Consider the following 18,870-nt stretch of genomic DNA (forward strand, 5'->3'; position numbering starts at 1 on the left):
AAGTGGTAAGGATAAGTCGAAGGTAAGCGGCTATTAATTGGTAAACCCAATAATACAAAATTTAACCTGATATTTTCGTTGCAACGGATATCTCTGCAAGCCATTTCTCCGCATCTTCGGTGCGCTCAAATGTTCGTATATTGATGTCAATATCTTGCAAGTTTGCCATAGTAGAATCCGTTGAGAGGCGACTGAAAGTACTTATGGAGTACACCCAGGCAACATGCGTTACGCCACTATCCCGCAGCATCGGGAAAAAGGTAGTTGACACCCACTCTACCGCATCGTTCCAGGTGCCGGCAACGCCAGAGCTATCATTAAGTATCAATTTTGACTTATTCTCAGTTAATTTTGAAAGTATCCGCAAGCAACCTGTCTTAGCAGTATGCGTGGTGTGGAAACCCTGCCAGTTAGCTACCACTATTTGCCCATCGTGCAGATCACTTATCTCTAAGCCCGGCGCTTCGTAATATGTAAAATCTGTAGTGCCTGCTTGTTTAAAAACAGCGATGTTTGACATTGGTAAGCGCATGTTGAAAGTAGACCCAACACCCGGCTGGCTTTCAACCCACACATCGCCGTTATGCTTATGGGCAACGTTTAAAACTTTAGATAGCCCGCTTCCCAATTCGCCGGCCACCTTTTTATCGTTAAAGCTGATGAAGATGCGGTTGAGAAACTGCTTATCCATGCCAATGCCAAAATCTCTTACAGATAAAATGGCATTATGCTGTACAACATCCAGGTAAACTTCAACTACGTTTACATCAGGAGAAAATTTTACAGCATTGTCAATAAGCCTGTGCAGTGCTGTATTTATACTGTTTTTGTTGCCGTAAAGCAGTACCTCGGTGTTATTTTTAAGTAGTACCTGGTGGCTTGGATGAAATGTAGATGCCTCAATAACTATTTCCTCTAAAAGCTTATCCAACGAGAAATTTTGTATCTCATCGCGGATACTTGTAGATATCTCATCGTTAACCTTATTATTAATGCGCTTGATAACGGCATCCAGTTCCTGGCTGCATTCTAATATTTGGGCAGCAACTGTTTTATACTCTTTACCTTTCACCAGGTTTTGATTGATAAGGCTGCTTAGACCAAGCAAGCTGGCAACCGGCTTGCGTATGTAGTGCGAATTAAGGTAAGATATCTCCTTTAGCTGTTCTATCTTATCGAGCAACTGCTCCTCATATATTTTGGTCTCGGTAATATCTCTAAAATGGATTACCAGTTCATCCTCCATTAAATAAATGATGATAGCAAACCATTTTTGGAGTGGCCAAAAATACGATTCAAACTCCGTATTCTCTCTGTTTGCAACAGCCTCCTGGTATTTAATATAAAAGTTGGTGTCAATTGCCTCAGGAAATACCTCCCACAAATTTTTTCCAAGCAGATACTTACGGTCGTACCCTATCATTTGCTCCGCAGCATTGTTCCAATAAGTAATTACAGACTGTTTATCTACCTGAAAAAAACCAATGCTGGTGGTCTCAAGCATGCGGTTAAGTTTGCTTTGAGTAATTTCCAGTCGGCCTGCTATCTCCTTTTTATCCTGTATGTTTTGAGTGACCACCAACCGCGCCTCTCTGCCTTCAAAATCTATTGGGTATGACATCACCTCCACGTGAAAAACATGGCCCGCCTTATTTTTGTGCCTAAATTCCCGCAGGTAAGTTTTGCAAGTCCGAATTTCAGCAACCAGAAGCTTAACCTTTTCAACATCCTCTGCCGGGCGAAGGTCTGATATGGTTTTCGACAGAAACTCCTGCTTGCTGTAACCGTAAGCTGCTACCGCCGCATAATTCACCTCCAGTATCTCCAGGGTTATGATATCAAAAACCCACATAGGGTTATGCGACTGATAAAAGAGAATGTCAAAATTTTGCATCTGATGTGATCGGGGAAATAATTATGGCTTACTTCGATTTACAGGGAACGGGGATCGGGATAAAATTTTTAGGTACCGGAAACGCTAAAATATAAATATAAGATTAACCATCTACAATTATCTGCCAATAATTTACTGGTCTGCATGGCTAAAAGGCGCTACGCTTACTCGTTACTTTTAGGTGGGATTTATTTAGCTTTACCCGCCATGAAAAGATTTAAGCAGATTGTAGCAGACCTCAAGGCTAATATAGACGATCCGGAACTCGAAGATCTGACTCCGTTGCTTTGGCAATTTATATGCTACCCGCCCAAGATACCGCTAAGATTACATCAGCAGCAACTTCTTGATAAGGCTCAAAAATTTGTTGTAACTGTTGATGACCCTTACTTTACCAACATAACGCTAAATATTAAAGGGTTTAAATGGGGCAGCGGTAAAAACAAAATACTACTAAGCCATGGCTGGGGATCAAAAGCAGCCGACTTTACTGAACTCATAAATGCATTGCTTGAATTGCCAAACACGGAAATAATAGCTTTTGACGCGCCGGCAAATGGTAGCTCTGACGGCGACTTATCTAATTTGCTGCTTTTTGTTGGAGCGGTTAAGTCTGTTATCTTAGAGACTGGCACCCCGGATGTGGTAATCGGTCATTCGTTTGGTGCTATGGCTAATGTTGTTGGGTTGCACGAACTTGCCATACAACCAAAATTATTGGTAAGCATTGCGCCATTTATTTTGTTACAGGAGAACTTTATCAAAAACATGACTGCGGTTGGCGTACCTACAGCTGACCAACAAGCTTTTCTTGATGATTTTAAAAAACAGTACGGCATTTATCCTTCGTACTATAACATGCCCGATCTTTACCGGTTCGATGCATCGCTAAACCATTGGCTGGCTTATGACGATGCTGACATGATGTTGCCGAACACCTATCTGCAAAATTTTCTAAGTGCCCATCCGTCTATCCGCACCAAAAATTTTAGCGGAGCAGGCCATGAGCGGATAATAAAGCTGCCAGCTGTGATCGAAGACGTTATAGTGGAGATCAAAGCCGCCCTCGATATCTCTTAAAATCTGAATATGATTAATAAACTGGTTTACGAAGACGAGATATTTGAAAAGCTTAACCTTGCAGGTAATAGTTATAACCGCATTGAGTTTCAAAGTTGCACGTTTAAAAATTGCGACCTGAGTGAGGCAAATTTGATGCGTTGTCGTTTTCTGGATTGCCGGTTTGAAGATTGCAATCTATCAATGGTCAAGCTGGAAGGTGCAACTCTAAATGATGTATCATTTAAAGGGTGTAAGCTAATGGGGGTTAATTTCAGCAAATGCGATGACTTTTTATTTAGCGTTGGCTTTGAGAATTGCACGCTGGATTATGCCTCATTTGCCGGAAAGAAGATGATTAAAACCTCGTTCAAAAAGTCATCTGTTAAAGAAGTAAGTTTCACCGACGCTATATTAACAGGTTCTGTTTTCAGCGGTTGCGATCTGGAGAATGCCGTTTTCAGCAAAACTGATCTGTCGTCTGTAAACTTTTCAACTGCTTACAATTTTATTATCGACCCGGAGCTGAACACCCTGAAAAAAGCGGTTTTTGCCATTACAGGATTAGAGAACCTGCTAACAAGGCACGGGATAAGGGTAATTTAAGCGCTGCTTATTTATCTACCATCAAACCCTGCACCTCAAAAGTTAACCTTTCTTTAGGATTTACCTTTACCTCGTGTTGCTTTTTACCTACTGCGGTATCGCCGGCAAGATGCTGCGAGTCGTCTGCTATTAGCTGGCGTTGGGCTACACCTTCAATAATAACTGTGCGGCCAGCAATTGCTTTAGGCAGCGTAACGTCATAATTTGCAAAGTGCGCCTCAATGATGCGGCCGTTGCCCGCGTCCATGTTAAACCAGCCGCCCTTCTCTTTGGTCACTTTAATTATCTTGCCTTCAATGGCTGTTGTTTGTCTTATTTTACCACCCATCAGGGTCTCCAACTTGTTGGCCGGCACAGGCGCTATATCTTTTGGTTTTGTACCAAACACCATCCCATGTGGCAGCGCATTACGCTTTTGCGCAAATACCTGTACGCTGCAAATCATCAATAACAACAAGGCAAGCTTTTTCATCGTTTAATTAACACCGGCGCAGCCTATTGGTTTAAACTCTTTTATTTTTTAACCCATACTTGCAGGCCAGCTAATGGTTTTTGATATTTGTATAATACATGAAAAAGGTACAGCAGACGAAGGTGAAGATTGTGCAGGAGCGCAGAACGTTATTAGCCAGATACCAGTACGAATTGTTAGAGGCCGGCTGTGACGAAGCCGGCAGGGGTTGCCTTGCAGGGCCGGTGTTTGCGGCGGCTGTTATCCTGCCTCACAACTTTGACCACCACCTGCTTAACGACTCCAAACAACTTACAGAGGAAGTACGCTATCAGCTTCGTTTAGAGATTGAAGAAAAAGCTATTGCCCATGCCGTTGCCTGGTGCGATAACCACGAGATAGACCAGATCAATATCCTTAATGCATCATTCCTGGCTATGCACCGCGCCGTTGACAAACTACATCTCAAACCTGAGTTTCTGATCATCGATGGCAACCGGTTCAACAAATATGCCGACCTTCCCCACCAATGTATTGTAGAAGGCGATGCTAAATATTTCAGCATAGCCGCAGCTTCTATTTTAGCCAAAACCTACCGAGATGATTACATGAAGCAGATTGCGGCAGAACATCCCGAGTATAATTGGCACTCCAACAAAGGCTACCCAACCATCAGTCACCGCAAAATGGTTTTAGAAATGGGGCACACGCCATATCATCGGAAAAGTTTTAAGGTAACCAATCCGCAATTGCTCATTTTTGAATAGTAATATTGGCATTAGGCTTAAGGTTTAATAACTTTACAGCATACCAGCTGACCTTTTATATTTTGAGGATACTTATTTTAACCCATCGCGCACCGTTTCCGCAAAACGGTGGATACCCTATTGTAGTAGGCAATACCATAAAAGGGCTGGTGGGCCTTGGCCACAAGGTTACTTTGTTATCACTCAACGTAAAAAAACATTCAACCCAATACGAGCGCGACATACTCCTGGATCAGATCACTTACACCGAGTATGATATTGATACCCGCGTAACTATGGTTGAGGCGGTGAGCAACCTGTTCACCAAAAACTCATATAATATTGAAAAGTATTACAACGCAGGTTTTGAACGGCTGCTGATCAAAAACCTGGTAGATCACCAGTACGACATTATTCAATTAGAAGGAATTTTTGTTGCCCCCTATCTAAGCGCTATCCGCAAAAATTCCAAGGCAAAGGTCATATTCCGGGCGCATAATATCGAGCACCAGGTTTGGGAGAAATTGGCCCAGCAAAAGAGTGACCCGTTTAAAAAATGGTATCTGCACCTGCTGGCTAAAAGAATAAAAAACTACGAACTGAGCCTGCTTAACTCTTTTGATGGCATAGTTGCCTTTACCGGGCAGGACAAACAATCTTTAATCTCATTTGGTGCACGTACGCCAATTACTGTATTGCCCATTGGTGTTGATCTGTCGCTTTACCAGCCCGACTTTAACAAAACAGATTTTTCGAGTGTTTTCTTCCTGGGTTCGTTAGACTGGCTGCCCAACCGCGAAGGTGTTGAGTGGTTTATGGACAATTTTCACAAGGAGATAACAGATGGTGACCTGAAGTGCAAACTCTACGTAGCCGGCCATAACATCCCGGAGGATTATGATGACTACGAAGTGTTAGGCAAAGTATTTATACACGGCGAGGTAGATGACGCGCTTGAGTTTGTAAACAGCAAGGCTATTATGATAGTCCCGCTACTATCCGGTGGTGGTATGCGAGTTAAAATTATTGAGGGTATGGCCATGCAGAAATGCATCATCTCCACATCATTGGGTGCCGAGGGAATAAACATCGAACATGGAACTAATATTATTATCGCTAATAACACTGATGAATTTCATGAAGCGCTAAAGAAATGCCTGTTAGATGAGCACAACTGCCGCCGTATTGGCGAAAACGCGCGTAAACTGATGGAAGAACAACACAATGTAAATTTGATAACACCTAAACTTATTGAATTTTACGAATCTGTTTTGAAATAGCCCGCCGCTGCTGCTATTTTTCCTATTTTTGGCGCAGTTAATTTTTGTTAATGAAAAATACAGCGCTAACACCCGTACACACACAATTGGGTGCCAAAATGGTACCGTTTGCAGGTTATTATATGCCCGTGCAATATGCAGGCGTAAATGTTGAACATGATACCGTACGCAAAGGCGTAGGCGTTTTTGATGTGAGCCACATGGGCGAATTTATCCTGAAGGGTGAGAACGCGCTTGACCTGATACAACGCGTAACCAGTAATGATGCTGCCAAGCTTTACGACGGTAAGGTGCAGTACTCTTGCCTGCCTAATGAAAACGGTGGTATTGTTGATGACCTTTTGGTGTACCGCATTGATGAGAAAACCTACATGCTGGTAGTTAACGCGTCAAATATTGAGAAAGACTGGAACTGGATATCTAAATACAATACCAAAGGTGTTGATATGAAAGATATATCAGACCGTACTTCGCTGCTTGCAGTGCAGGGTCCGAAAGCAGCAGATGCCCTGCAAAGCCTAACCGATATCGATCTGGGTTCGATGGAGTACTATACGTTTACCAAAGGCAAGTTTGCCGGCATTGATAATGTTGTAGTTTCTGCAACAGGTTATACCGGCGCAGGTGGCTTTGAGTTGTATTTTGACAACGAACATGCCAACCATATCTGGAAAGAAGTTTTTAAGGCAGGCGAACCTTTTAGGATTAAACCTATAGGACTGGCCGCGCGCGACACGCTGCGTTTAGAAATGGGTTTCTGCCTTTACGGTAACGATATTGATGATACTACTTCTCCGTTGGAAGCAGGCTTAGGCTGGGTAACCAAATTCAATAAAGAATTTACTAACTCAGAAAAATTGCAACAACAAAAACAAGCAGGTGTGAGCCGTAAACTGGTAGGCTTTGAAATGATTGATCGTGGTATTCCCCGCCATGACTACGCTATTGTTGATGCCGATGGCAATAACATTGGCAAAGTAACGTCTGGCACTCAATCGCCATCATTACAGAAAGCTATTGGCCTGGGTTATGTAGATGCATCCTTTGCTAAAGAAGGCACCGAGATATTCATCAGCATACGCGATAATAAAGTGAAAGCCAAGGTGGTAAAACCGCCGTTTTATAAATAGGCGGGTAGCGCCGTCATTATATCGTTGGGTCATTGAGTCATTATTTTGACTGGGTGACCCAATGCTTTTTCAATGACCTAATGACTCAAAGACCCAATGAGTAAATCCCTCGACGTTTGCCTTACTCCCGCGCTTATTCCTTTATATAATGTGCCGGATTACATAGTTGTAGTGATAGATATTTTCCGTGCTACCTCATCTATTTCTTATGGGATAGAGAACGGTGCCGAAGCCATCATTCCGGTTGCGGAGGTTGAAGAATGTGCCGCCTACCGCGAAAAAGGAGTTGATTACCTTTTAGCTGCAGAACGGAACGGCGAGGTGGTTGATGGTTTTGATTTTGGCAACTCACCTTTTTCTTACACTAAGGATAAAGTTGCCGGTAAAACCATTGTACTAACTACTACAAACGGCACGCATGCCCTGCATTTATCGCGCAGCGCAAAAAAAGTTGTTATAGGATCATTCTTTAACCTAAGAGCACTTTGCAATTGGCTTAAAACTCAGCAGCAGAACATATTACTGGTATGCTCCGGATGGAAAAATAATTTTAACCTGGAAGATTCGCTTTTTGCAGGTGCAGTGGTTGAACAATTAAAATCAGAAGGATTTAAACTTGATGACCCGGCTATTGCTGCAAATGATCTTTACCAATTAGGCAAAAATGATATAGGCCAATACCTCAGCAAAACTTCACACGGCGAGCGCCTAAAAAAACTGGGCATTGAAAAAGATATTGAATTTTGCCTGCAGATTGATCTAACTACTGCCATACCTGTATTGGAAGGCGAGCGACTGGTAAAGCTGGTGAAGTAAGCAGATCAAAACAGCATCAGCACCTGTCCTTTTTCAACTTTATCACCAGGCTGCATTTTTATCGTTTGAATAGTAACATCTGCCGGAGATTTGATGATGTTCTCCATCTTCATTGCCTCAAGGATAAACAAGCTTTCACCTTTTTTTACTTCGGCACCTTCTTCAACCAATACTTTTAAAACCAGGCCGGGCATCGGGGCTTTTATGTCGCTTACTTTGGCAGCCATCAGGTTGCTCAGGCCCATTTGGTCGAGCAGTTGATCAAACTCGTCTTTGGCACCAACGGTGTAAAGGTTGTTGTTAACCTTTATTTCTGCAGTTTTGGTTTGAGAGTCGAAACTCACCACCTCGGCGTTATAAGAGCCTCTGTTTTTAATGATATGGTAAAGATTATTGTTAAGTTGCCTTACATCGGCTGCAATATCATGTCCGTTCAACTGCAGTTGGTCGGCGTTACGTTGCAATTTAAAATCGTGCTGATTTACCTTTATTTTATACATCCCGATGCTCTTTGATAACGAATATAGCAAATACTATTTTGTAAAGATGTACTGGACAAGATTAGCGCCCATTTTAAGTGCCTTTAGGCGGCTCTCCTGCGTATCACCGGCGTAGGTGCCGTAATCTTCCCAACCATTTCCCAAGTCGCACTCGTAGGTGTAAAAACAAACCAACCGCCCCTTGTAGATCAATCCAAAGCCCTGCGCCCGCTTACCATCATGCTCATGTATTTTAGGTAGCCCAGCGGGGAAGTCATATTTTTGGTGATAGATCGCATAGTTCACCGGTAGCTCCACAAAATCAAGTTCGGGGAATACCTTCTTCATCTGTGGGCGGATGAACTGATCCAAGCCGTAATTATCGTCAATATGCAGAAAGCCACCGCCGGTAAGATATTTGCGCAGGTTACTCGCTTCCTGATCGCTGAAGATAACGTTGCCGTGGCCGGTCATGAAAACAAAGGGATAATTGAAAAGCTGTTCGCTGCCAACTTCAACTACATCCTCTTCGGGCTCAAAACTTGTCTTTAAATTTTGGTTACAGAATTTAATGAGGTTGATTAGTGCAGTGCGATCGCCGTACCAATCGCCGCCACCGTTGTATTTAAGCCGCGCCATTTTGTAAGATGGCGGCGCAAAGCTGCTTATGCCGATCACCACAATTAAAATCGCCGTTACATACGCAAGCTTCCTCATATCAGCGGTTTAAAAAATTCACTTCAAAACAGGCCTCCAAAGCCGCCGTTTCTGTACGCAGGCGGCTCTCGCCAAGCGTAAGCGCACGGTAGCCGTTTTTAGTCGCCATTTCTACCTCCGCAGGTGTAAAATCACCTTCCGGGCCTATCATGATCATATAACGCCCATGCTTTTTAAAAGATTGTGCCAGGTCGGATTTCTCGCCATGGGCACAATGGGCGATATATTTGTCACCTTCAAAACCTTGCTGAACAAACTGGTTGAAAGCAACCGGTGCGTTTAGTTTAGGGTGGTAGGCTTTTATAGATTGTTTGATAGCCGATGTTATGATCTTATCCAAACGCTCAACTTTGGCCTCTTTACGTTCAGACCGTTGGCATATCACCAGCGATATCTCGTCTATTCCAATTTCGGTAGCCTTCTCCAGGAACCACTCTATCCTATCCAGATTTTTGGTTGGGGCAATGGCTATATGCAAAAAATGATTGCGTTTTTGGTATTCCGTGGTAACGGAATTTATTTGCAGAATAGTGCGCTTAGGATGTGCATCATTAATTTCAGCTTTGTATAAGCCGCCCTTACCGTCAATAAGGGTAACTTCATCGCCAACATTCAAGCGCAGTACACGTACGGCATGTTTGCTTTCTTCCTCGCTCAAAAAGTATTGAGACAGTTTGGGGTCTATATCGGGCGTATAAAAAAGCTGCATTTGTAAAGTATCAAGTAGCTGGTATCATGTATCCATCAGTAGAACATAGCTTAATACTAACTACTTGATACTTGATACTAAGCGGCTAATGTAAATCTACCGCGTCTTCTTCGTTGATGAGGAGCTCCAGTTTCACCGATTCGATGTTCTGGTCAGATTTCTTTAGCACGGTGATGTTGTATCCGTTACTTTCTTTTTGTTCGCCCACATCAGGTATTTTACCGAAGATGTGGCCTAACCAACCAGATACGGTATCAAAGTCACCATCTTCCGGCAGGTCGTGCGGCAGGTGTTCATTAACATCGTAAATAGGCGCAAGAGCGTTCACCACAAACTCACGTTCATTCAGTTTCTCAACTATCGGTTTTTCCTCGTCGTACTCATCCTGTATCTCCCCAACCAGTTCCTCTACAATATCCTCCAGGGTAACCATACCGGCAGTACCACCAAACTCATCAGAAACAATGGCTATCTGGATGCGTTTTTGCTGCAACTCTGCCATCAGATCATTGATCTTTTTAGTCTCAGGCACAAAGTAAGGTTTGCGGATAATGTCTTTCAAAACTACTTCTTGTCCACGGGCCAGTAATGGAAGGATGTCTTTTGCATGTACAATACCGATGATCTTATCTATCACCTCATCATACACTGGCATACGGGAGTAACCCTCTTCTATCAGGGTATCTAACAGCTCTTCTTTGGTGGCATCAATTTCTATACCCTGTATTTTGGTACGCGGCACCATGATGTTTTTCACCACACGCTCGTTAAAATCAAACACGTTCTGTATCAGCTCGTGCTCGTTAGAATCGATAGCGCCGGTTTCTTTACCTTGCTCAAGCAAGTACTGTAACTCCTCTGATGAATGGTGGGTTTCGCCGCCTTCTATACTGGTAATGCCTATTGCTTTTAGGATAAAATTGGCAAAGCCATTTAATACCCAGATGAACGGTTTGAATACGATAAAGAAAAATCTTAGCGGCCAAGATACCGCCAGTACCGTACGTACAGATTTTTGAATAGCAAGGGATTTTGGAGCTAATTCACCAAAAACAATATGTAATACTGTAATAACAACAAACGACAAGATGTGAGCAGTAGTAATAAGGCCGGGAGCAATGGTAATGCCTACTGCCAAAAATCCTCTCACAACTACGTTGGTAACCACTTCTTCGCCCACAACACCAAGTGCCAGCGAAGCAATGGTGATACCCAGCTGTGTTGCAGCCAGGTAACCATCTAAATTGTGTAAAATACCGCGTGCTATTTTAGCAACCCCGCTGCCTGATTTGGCTTTAATCTCGATCTGAGAGCCTCTTACCCTTACCATGGCAAACTCTGCGGCTACAAAGAAACCGTTGAGCAAAACCAGGAAAATGGTTGCAAATATGTAAAAAGCGCTTATTTCGTATTGATGCCCGGGGTCCATTTATAGTTTATTGGTGATTGGGAAAGGTGGTTTTATAAAGCTCAAGGCTTTCTTCGATCACCTTGTGTGCGTAACGTACGCCTAACAGATGTTCAATGGTAACGTTTTTACCTTCAAGTATTTTGTAATCACTAAAGAAACGTACTATCTCTTTCATAAAATGCGGAGGTAGTTCGTTAAGGTCATTGATGTAGTTTACAGACATGTCGTTCTTGGCAACAGCGATGATCTTGTCATCTTGTTCGCCGTTATCAACCATGTGCATTACGCCTACAACCTTTGCCTCGATGATAGACATCGGGTAAACATCAGTAGAACAAAGTACCAGGATATCCAGAGGGTCTTTATCATCACAATAGGTTTGCGGTATAAAGCCGTAGTTGGCAGGGTACATAACTGAAGAAAATAAAACGCGGTCGAGCTTTAATAAGCCCGATTCTTTATCGATCTCGTATTTTCCTTTTGATCCTTTAGGGATCTCGATGATAGCATTTACTATAGCGGGTGTGTTATCGCCCGGTGAAACCTGGTGCCAGGGATGCTGTGTGCTCATTTATTCTAATATAATTTATTTTAACTTTCCTGTTGATCGTTTAAGCGCCTTCTCACATAAGCAACAATCAGCGGAATTGTTGTAATAATTATTAATCCGAGTACTACGTACTGCAAATAATCCTTTAATTGCGGAAAACGCCTTCCTAAAAAATAGCCTGCCAGGGTTAACGTTGTTACCCAGGCAATGCCGCCTACAAAGTTGTAAAGGCTAAACTTCTTTAAATCAACCTTTACAATGCCTGCAAATATAGGGGCAAATGTCCTAACTATCGGGAAAAATCTCCCTAAAATAAGCGCTGTGCCACCGTACTTGGCGTAAAACTCCTCGGCAACGGTAACATAGCGTTTCTTAAAAAACCATGAATCTTTTCGTTTAAACAGCATTGGGCCCGTTCGGTAACCAAACCAGTAACCGGTAAAGTTGCCCAGCACGGCTGCTAAAATTAAAGAGGGGACAAGTATGTAAATAGGCACATGTATGATACCTGCTGCCGTTAAAATGCCTGCTAAAAATAACAGATAATCGCCGGGCAAAAAGAAACCGAAGAATAACCCGGTTTCTGCATAAACTACCAGCAACAATAGCGCAAAGCCACCATTACTCAGTATTGATTTTGCATCCGTCAGATTTTGCAGGTATTCCCAAAAATTTTCCATCAACGATATCCGTAAAACTACAAATATAAAATCAATTTGTAGTGAGCGCCTCTATTTAATAAGGCCGGATATAACTGTAGGATAAACCCCTACCAAAATAGTTGCCAACGCCGAAAAACCTAATACAAATTTGTAGTAAGCCGGAACTTCTACCTGCTCGCGGTCGGCATTGCGGAAATACATTGCTACAATAACGCGGAAGTAGTAGAAAATGCTGATGATAGCATTAACAACAGCTACAATAACCAGCCATATGCGATATTGTGACAACGCACCCGAGAACATGTAAAACTTACCGATAAAGCCTGCAGTTAGCGGTATACCTGCCAATGATAACATGGCAACGGTAAGCACCAGTGCAAGGAATGGATTTTTATTTGCCAGCCCGTTAAAGCCCTCAAAGCCATCGGTACCGGTTTGCTGACGAACAAGTATTAACCCGCCAAATGCAATGATTGATGCTATTGAGTATGCCGTAGCGTACATAAATATCGCGTTTGCCGACGCAGCACCAATTGCTACAATAGCAAACATCAGATAACCTGCATGTGATATACTTGAAAAGGCCATCATCCTTTTAAAGCTTTGTTGGTAAAGCGCGGTAATGTTTCCCACAAACAGCGTAATGATGGTGATAACCAATAGCACCGGTGTCCAGAACTGTGCAATAGGCAGGAAACATGCTGAGAACAAACGCAGGAATGCTGCAAAGCCTGCCACTTTAACCACAGTTGACATAAACAGGGTTATCAATGAAGGCGCACCTTCGTAGACGTCTGGTGTCCAGAAATGGAACGGCGCGGCACCAACTTTAAAACAAAGGCCTACGATAATAAGCATAACACCAGTGTAGAACAACGGATCTATCTTACGGGGACTGTTCAACAACCAGTCACGAATGCCATCAATATCAAATGTACCGGTAGCGCCATAGATGAGGGCTATACCAAACAACAGGAAACCTGTTGAGAAAGCGCCCATCAGGAAGTACTTTAAAGCAGCCTCATTTGAAGCAAAATCATTTTTGCGGATACCTGCCAGAATATATAAACTTACTGACATGATCTCGATACCAATAAACATCATGGTAAGGTTATGGTACGAAACCATTACGATAATACCTGCGAGTGAGAACAATATGATAGCGTAGTACTCCGCAATGTGATTGCTTATCTTTTCAAAATATCCCTTTGATAACAGCAGGATGAGAATTGTTGATATAATGCTGATAACCGAGAAAGCCACAGAGAAGTTGTTGTACAACAACATGCCATTGTAAATTGGCTGTGCCTCGTCAAGAATTGTCCACTGCAGTACAGATGTTACCAATGCAGCTAACAAGCCAAGTACAGCAACAGGCAATAATGCTTTTTGTGCCTTATATAAACCCAGGTACAAAAGTACGATGGGTAAAATAGATATGATAATTATGGAGGTCATGTATCTATATTAAAACTTGGTGGCTGTAAATTTAGCCGAAACAGTTTGAATCAAATTAGTAACAGATGCTTCTGATAAATGCAGCAACGGCTGCGGATAAACACCGATGATGATGATGAGTGCGCAAATGATACCTAACACCAATCGTTCTGAACCTTTAATATCTGTAAAGGTTGCTGTAAGTTCGTTCAGTTCCCCTTGCATTACATTTTTATACATCCTTAGCATATAAACCGCGCCGAAAATGATGGTTAAACCTGCCACTGCCGCAAACACGATAGTGTAATTATAAACACCCTTCAAAAGCAGGAACTCTCCAACGAAACCGTTTGTAAGTGGTAATGCAACGGTTCCTAAAACGATGATCAAAAATGCAATTGAGAATTTAGGTGCCACCTTGGCAATACCACCCATCAGGCTGATATCGCGTGTACCTAAACGGCGACTTATGATATCCCAGATAAAGAACATACCAACCACGTTAATACCGTGACTGATCATCTGAATCATGGCTCCCTGTACACCTTGTACGCTCCAGGCAAATATGCCGGCAGCTATAAGGCCTACGTGTGCTATTGATGAATAAGCAACCAGGCGCTTGCCGTCTTTCTGTCTGAAAGCGATCACCGATCCGTAAACTATACCAATCACTGAAAGTATTAATGCGTAATAACCCCAATAAGCAAATGCATTAGGCGCGTTAGGTATTAACCAGCGGATAACACCATAAATACCCATTTTAAGCATGATACCTGATAACATCATGGTACCCGCTGTTGGTGCCTCGGTGTAAGTATCTGGTTGCCAGGTATGGAACGGGAATATTGGCATTTTTATAGCAAAGGCTATAAAGAAACCCCAGAAGATCCAGTTCTGCTGTTTAAGGCTCAGGCTTAATTCGTAAAACGAATGTATATCGTAAAGTTTACTTGGCGTTTGCAGATACAGGTAGATGATAGCTACCAACATAAACAATGATCCGGCAAAGGTGTAAATGAAGAACTTGATATTTACACGAATGCGGTTCTCACCTCCCCACAATGCACAAATGAAATAAATTGGTATCAGGGCTGCTTCCCAACCCACGTAGAATAAGAAACCATCCAATGCAGTGAACACAGTTAATAAACCGGCCTGCATAAACAAGATCAGCGCATACAATGCCTTGCCATTCTTGTATTGATGTTCGTAGGTGCTTAGAATAATAAGTGGTACCAAAACAGTAGTCAATAACACCATTACCATGCTAATACCATCAATACCGGCACTAAAGTATATACCAAATTGCGGGATCCATGGCAAATCAACTAAATACTGTATTGATGCATTTGGTACAAATCCCGTAACGAATGATATGGCAAGGCCAAGCTCAACAAGGGCAAAGAACAATGCAGCATGTTTGGCCACCTCATTCTTAAAAAATAGCGTTAAAACTGCTGCTACTACCGGTAAAAAAAGTAAAATGCTAACCGTCATTTTATATCGTAAACGCTAAGCGCTTAAATTTTAACTAAACTGTAAATCAAAATGCCGATGATACCAACTACCATCATAAAAATATAGAAACCAACGTTACCGGTTTGCAGTAACCTAAGGCCTTTACTTGTATCCATTGTGCCCTGGCCCAAGCCGTTAACAAAGCCATCAATACCCATTTTCTCAACCACGCGGTATAAGAAGGTTGATAGCGCATCAAGTGGTTTACGGATGATCTTATCATACAATTCATCTATGTAGAACTTGTTGTATGACAAGTTGACCAACGCAGGGCGTTCTTCTTCGTCTGAAACCGGAACACTTGAACCCGATACATACTTGCTGTAAGCATAACCCATCGCTGCCAAAGCTATTAATACCGATGTACCCATCAATATCCACTCTGTGCTGTGGCTTAGCTCATGCTCGCCTAATAATTTGGTAGAGCCCTCAAATACCGGGGCAAGGAAAGCACCTAATTCGTGATGGCCACCCAGTACTGCGGGCACGCCGATAGCTCCGGCGATAGCCGAAAGTACAGCCAATATGATCAAAGGGATGGTCATGTTGGCTGGCGACTCGTGCAAGTGGTGTTCCTGCTCATGCGTACCGCGGAATTTACCCCAGAAGGTTAAATACATCATCCTGAACATATAGAATGAAGTTAAACCTGCAGTAATAACCCCTACAACATAGAATATAGTACTGTGCGCAAATGCCGCAGCTAAAATTTCGTCTTTAGAGAAGAAGCCGGAAAATGGCGGGATACCTGCGATGGCAATTGTGCCAACCAGCATGGTGATAAAAGTAGTTTTGATCTTTCCTTTTAAGCCACCCATTTTGCGCATATCCTGCTCACCGCTCATGGCGTGGATAACAGAACCTGCACCAAGGAATAATAAGGCTTTAAAGAAAGCATGCGTTAACACGTGAAAGAAAGCACCGGTGTAAGCGCCAACGCCCAAACCAAGGAACATATAACCCAACTGAGATACGGTTGAGTAAGCCAGCACCTTTTTTATATCTGTTTGTGTTAGTGCTATTAAAGCTGCAAATGCCGCCGTAGCCAAACCTACAATGGCAATTACTTCCATGGTGGTTGGGGCTAAAGTAAACAAGATGTTTGAACGAGCGATCATGTAGATACCTGCTGTAACCATGGTTGCAGCGTGTATCAAAGCAGATACCGGTGTTGGGCCGGCCATCGCATCGGGCAGCCATGTAAACAATGGTAACTGTGCCGATTTACCAACTGCACCAACAAATAACAACATAGTTATTAGTACAATAGGAGCACCGTGAGATACTGCGCCTACAGCTTTAGGGAAGATATCGGCATAAGCAACACTGCCAAATTGATCCATTAATAAGAATATACCTAAAAGGAAACCTAAGTCGCCTATACGGTTCATGATAAAAGCTTTCTTGGCGGCATCGGCATAACTTGGGTTGGTATACCAGAAACCGATAAGCAGGTATGAACATAAACCAACGCCTTCCCAACCAATAAACATTACCACGTAGTTACTGCCCATTACCAGCAGCAGCATAAAGAACACGAACAGATTCAAATAAGCAAAAAACTTACCGAAACCGGCATCGTCATGCATATATCCTACCGAGTACAGGTGAATTAAGAAACCAACACCGGTGATGATCAGCAGCATAATGGAACTTAACTGATCTACCAGGAAAGCCATCTGAATATGGAAATCGCCAACGCTTATCCAATCAAATAGATTAACGTTTACAGGTACCCCTGTCGATTTAACCTGGAAAAATGTAGCAACGCTTATACCAAATGACGCCAAAACAAGCAAACTGCCGATCGCGCCAATAATACCTTTGGATAAGGTATTTCGCCCGAGGCCGTTAATAATAAAACCGGCTAAGGGTAGTACAGGAATAAGCCAGATAAGTTTGTCCATTTTATACTTTAGTTCTTACTTGTCATGCTGAACGTAGTGAAGCATCTGATCGGAGATAGATTCTTCGCGCTCGCTCAGAATGACATTTTATTAGTTTACCACTTCAACCTGTTCAATACGTTGATGTCTATTGAATTGGTGTTACGGTATATCATTACTATAATAGCCAGGCCTACTGCAACTTCTGCTGCGGCAAGTGCCATAATAAAAAATACAAAAACCTGCCCTGCTGCATCGCCACGGTAAACCGAAAATGCTGTAAGCAACAGGTTAACCGAGTTAAGCATCAGCTCAACCGACATAAATATCACGATGGCATTACGACGCAGTAGTACGCCCATAACACCTATCGAAAAAATGATAGCGCTTAAAAATATGTAGTGATTAAGCGGAACCGCTTGAATGGTACTGGTTAAACTTTCCATCAGATGGTTGCTTTTGTTTCTTTTTCTTTAGTTGCCAGCAATACTGCGCCTACCATTGCAGATAACAGCAGTACCGACGATATTTCAAAAGGCAATAAAAATTCGTTGAATAATACCTTACCAAGGTTTTTAACCAGGCCGAGATTGGGGTTCTTTAAAACCACAGGGTCTGATACGCCTAATGACTTTAACGATGATATCAGCGCCACCGCCAATATACCGCCGCCAAACACAGCAGATATCTTCACCATGAAAGGCTTAACCGGTTCAGCTTCTTTGTTGAGGTTAATGAGCATTAGCGTGTACAGGAACAGTACCAGTATTGCGCCCATGTAAACAATAAAGTTCACTACTGCTAAAAACTGCGCATTAAGCAAAATGTAGTGAACAGTAAAGGTAAAAAAGGTAATTACAAGGTACAGGATACTATGCACCGGGTTTTTTGCAGAAATAACCAGTATTGAGAAGAATATGGATAAAAACGCAATGAAGTAAAATGTACTCATGGTTGATATTTACAAATACCCGCGCCCGTTTAAAGCTGGGCAAAGGTATAAAACTTTGGTTATTGATTTAAAGGTGCCTCTACTAATTTGTCTTTACCGTATATAAAATCCTTACGCAGGTAATCAGATGGAACGATATCGCCGTCCAGATAGATCGCCTCTTTAGGGCAAGCTTCTTCGCATAATCCGCAGAAAATGCAACGCAGCATATTTATCTCGTACACTGCAGCGTATTTTTCTTCCCGATATAGGTTCTCTTCACCTTTCTGGCGCTCAGCAGCTTGCATAGTAATTGCTTCCGCCGGGCAAGATAATGCGCATAGCCCGCAAGCTGTGCAACGTTCGCGGCCCTGCTCATCACGTTTAAGTGAGTGCATACCGCGGAAGTTTTCAGAGAACTCACGTTTTTCTTCGGGATACTTAATGGTCACCGGCTTTTTAAAAAAGTGGCTCATAGTGATAGAAAGTCCCTTAGCTATAGCAGGTAGATAAGCACGCTCCCAAAAATTGAGCGGCTTTACTTCTAATTGCTTCTTTTTATTACTTAATGATTCCATTAAAGTCTTT

At 42.6% G+C, this 18,870-nt stretch carries 20 protein-coding genes; 6 read left to right on the top strand and 14 right to left on the bottom strand.

All coding sequences use genetic code 11. The features are described from left to right. Nucleotides 1-61 precede the first annotated feature (61 nt). Nucleotides 62-1,894 (bottom strand): PAS domain-containing sensor histidine kinase, encoded by a 1,833-nt coding sequence (locus FPZ42_RS16555; protein ID WP_146272977.1) that lies wholly within the window; start codon nucleotides 1,892-1,894, stop codon nucleotides 62-64. 207 nt (nucleotides 1,895-2,101) lie between these two features. On the opposite strand from FPZ42_RS16555, the gene FPZ42_RS16560 reads away from it, so the two are divergent. Beyond that, nucleotides 2,102-2,974 (top strand): alpha/beta fold hydrolase, encoded by an 873-nt coding sequence (locus FPZ42_RS16560; protein ID WP_186458803.1) that lies wholly within the window; start codon nucleotides 2,102-2,104, stop codon nucleotides 2,972-2,974. A gap of 9 nt (nucleotides 2,975-2,983) precedes the next feature. Continuing rightward, entirely contained in the window at nucleotides 2,984-3,559 is a 576-nt protein-coding gene (locus FPZ42_RS16565; protein WP_146272979.1) for a pentapeptide repeat-containing protein, read from the top strand. A gap of 7 nt (nucleotides 3,560-3,566) precedes the next feature. Here FPZ42_RS16565 and FPZ42_RS16570 read toward each other — a convergent pair whose 3' ends face one another. Beyond that, on the bottom strand, nucleotides 3,567-4,031 hold the full coding sequence (locus FPZ42_RS16570) for a DUF4920 domain-containing protein (protein WP_146272980.1): 465 nt from the start codon (nucleotides 4,029-4,031) through the stop codon (nucleotides 3,567-3,569). Nucleotides 4,032-4,129: 98 nt separating this feature from the next. Between FPZ42_RS16570 and FPZ42_RS16575 the strand changes: the two genes are divergently transcribed. From FPZ42_RS16575 to FPZ42_RS16590, 4 genes are all read left to right on the top strand, one after another. Next, nucleotides 4,130-4,777 carry a ribonuclease HII gene (locus FPZ42_RS16575; protein ID WP_146272981.1) on the top strand — a complete coding sequence of 216 codons (648 nt, stop codon included), beginning with the start codon at nucleotides 4,130-4,132 and terminating at the stop codon, nucleotides 4,775-4,777. A gap of 62 nt (nucleotides 4,778-4,839) precedes the next feature. Beyond that, on the top strand, nucleotides 4,840-6,036 hold the full coding sequence (locus FPZ42_RS16580; protein WP_146272982.1) for a glycosyltransferase family 4 protein: 1,197 nt from the start codon (nucleotides 4,840-4,842) through the stop codon (nucleotides 6,034-6,036). Between the two features lie 50 nt (nucleotides 6,037-6,086). Then, the gene (gene gcvT, locus FPZ42_RS16585) at nucleotides 6,087-7,166 is read left to right on the top strand and encodes a glycine cleavage system aminomethyltransferase GcvT (protein WP_146272983.1); all 1,080 of its coding nucleotides are present in this window, start codon (nucleotides 6,087-6,089) and stop codon (nucleotides 7,164-7,166) included. Nucleotides 7,167-7,262: 96 nt separating this feature from the next. Beyond that, a complete protein-coding gene (locus FPZ42_RS16590) occupies nucleotides 7,263-7,982 on the top strand; it encodes a 2-phosphosulfolactate phosphatase (protein WP_146272984.1) in 720 nt (239 codons plus the stop codon). Nucleotides 7,983-7,987: 5 nt separating this feature from the next. Here FPZ42_RS16590 and FPZ42_RS16595 read toward each other — a convergent pair whose 3' ends face one another. The 12 genes from FPZ42_RS16595 to FPZ42_RS16650 all read right to left on the bottom strand — a co-directional run bounded on the left by FPZ42_RS16595 (nucleotide 7,988) and on the right by FPZ42_RS16650 (nucleotide 18,860). After that, nucleotides 7,988-8,482 carry an acetyl-CoA carboxylase biotin carboxyl carrier protein subunit gene (locus FPZ42_RS16595; RefSeq protein WP_146272985.1) on the bottom strand — a complete coding sequence of 165 codons (495 nt, stop codon included), beginning with the start codon at nucleotides 8,480-8,482 and terminating at the stop codon, nucleotides 7,988-7,990. A 33-nt stretch (nucleotides 8,483-8,515) separates the two neighbouring features. After that, nucleotides 8,516-9,178: a DUF4159 domain-containing protein gene (locus FPZ42_RS16600; protein ID WP_146272986.1), complete on the bottom strand. Its 663-nt coding sequence runs from the start codon at nucleotides 9,176-9,178 to the stop codon at nucleotides 8,516-8,518. Between the two features lies 1 nt (nucleotide 9,179). Then, the gene (locus FPZ42_RS16605; RefSeq protein WP_146272987.1) at nucleotides 9,180-9,887 is read right to left on the bottom strand and encodes a 16S rRNA (uracil(1498)-N(3))-methyltransferase; all 708 of its coding nucleotides are present in this window, start codon (nucleotides 9,885-9,887) and stop codon (nucleotides 9,180-9,182) included. 85 nt (nucleotides 9,888-9,972) lie between these two features. Next, nucleotides 9,973-11,316, bottom strand: coding sequence for a hemolysin family protein (locus FPZ42_RS16610; protein ID WP_146272988.1), 1,344 nt, complete (start codon nucleotides 11,314-11,316; stop codon nucleotides 9,973-9,975). A gap of 7 nt (nucleotides 11,317-11,323) precedes the next feature. Continuing rightward, entirely contained in the window at nucleotides 11,324-11,869 is a 546-nt protein-coding gene (locus tag FPZ42_RS16615; RefSeq protein ID WP_146272989.1) for an inorganic diphosphatase, read from the bottom strand. A 20-nt stretch (nucleotides 11,870-11,889) separates the two neighbouring features. Continuing rightward, nucleotides 11,890-12,528, bottom strand: coding sequence for a DedA family protein (locus FPZ42_RS16620; RefSeq protein WP_146272990.1), 639 nt, complete (start codon nucleotides 12,526-12,528; stop codon nucleotides 11,890-11,892). 51 nt (nucleotides 12,529-12,579) lie between these two features. Beyond that, entirely contained in the window at nucleotides 12,580-13,968 is a 1,389-nt protein-coding gene (locus FPZ42_RS16625) for an NADH-quinone oxidoreductase subunit N (protein WP_146272991.1), read from the bottom strand. 9 nt (nucleotides 13,969-13,977) lie between these two features. Then, the gene (locus FPZ42_RS16630) at nucleotides 13,978-15,444 is read right to left on the bottom strand and encodes a complex I subunit 4 family protein (protein WP_146272992.1); all 1,467 of its coding nucleotides are present in this window, start codon (nucleotides 15,442-15,444) and stop codon (nucleotides 13,978-13,980) included. Between the two features lie 23 nt (nucleotides 15,445-15,467). Beyond that, on the bottom strand, nucleotides 15,468-17,372 hold the full coding sequence (gene nuoL / locus FPZ42_RS16635; protein ID WP_146272993.1) for an NADH-quinone oxidoreductase subunit L: 1,905 nt from the start codon (nucleotides 17,370-17,372) through the stop codon (nucleotides 15,468-15,470). Between the two features lie 95 nt (nucleotides 17,373-17,467). After that, nucleotides 17,468-17,797: an NADH-quinone oxidoreductase subunit NuoK gene (nuoK, locus tag FPZ42_RS16640; protein ID WP_146272994.1), complete on the bottom strand. Its 330-nt coding sequence runs from the start codon at nucleotides 17,795-17,797 to the stop codon at nucleotides 17,468-17,470. Then, the gene (locus FPZ42_RS16645; RefSeq protein WP_146272995.1) at nucleotides 17,797-18,303 is read right to left on the bottom strand and encodes an NADH-quinone oxidoreductase subunit J family protein; all 507 of its coding nucleotides are present in this window, start codon (nucleotides 18,301-18,303) and stop codon (nucleotides 17,797-17,799) included. Before FPZ42_RS16645 ends, nuoK begins: the two co-directional genes overlap by 1 nt. Before the next feature lie 59 nt (nucleotides 18,304-18,362). Then, nucleotides 18,363-18,860, bottom strand: a complete 498-nt coding sequence (locus FPZ42_RS16650) for a NuoI/complex I 23 kDa subunit family protein (RefSeq protein ID WP_146272996.1) — start codon at nucleotides 18,858-18,860, stop codon at nucleotides 18,363-18,365. Nucleotides 18,861-18,870 lie beyond the last annotated feature (10 nt).

Source organism: Mucilaginibacter achroorhodeus, assembly GCF_007846095.1.
In the GTDB taxonomy this organism is placed as follows: domain Bacteria; phylum Bacteroidota; class Bacteroidia; order Sphingobacteriales; family Sphingobacteriaceae; genus Mucilaginibacter; species Mucilaginibacter achroorhodeus.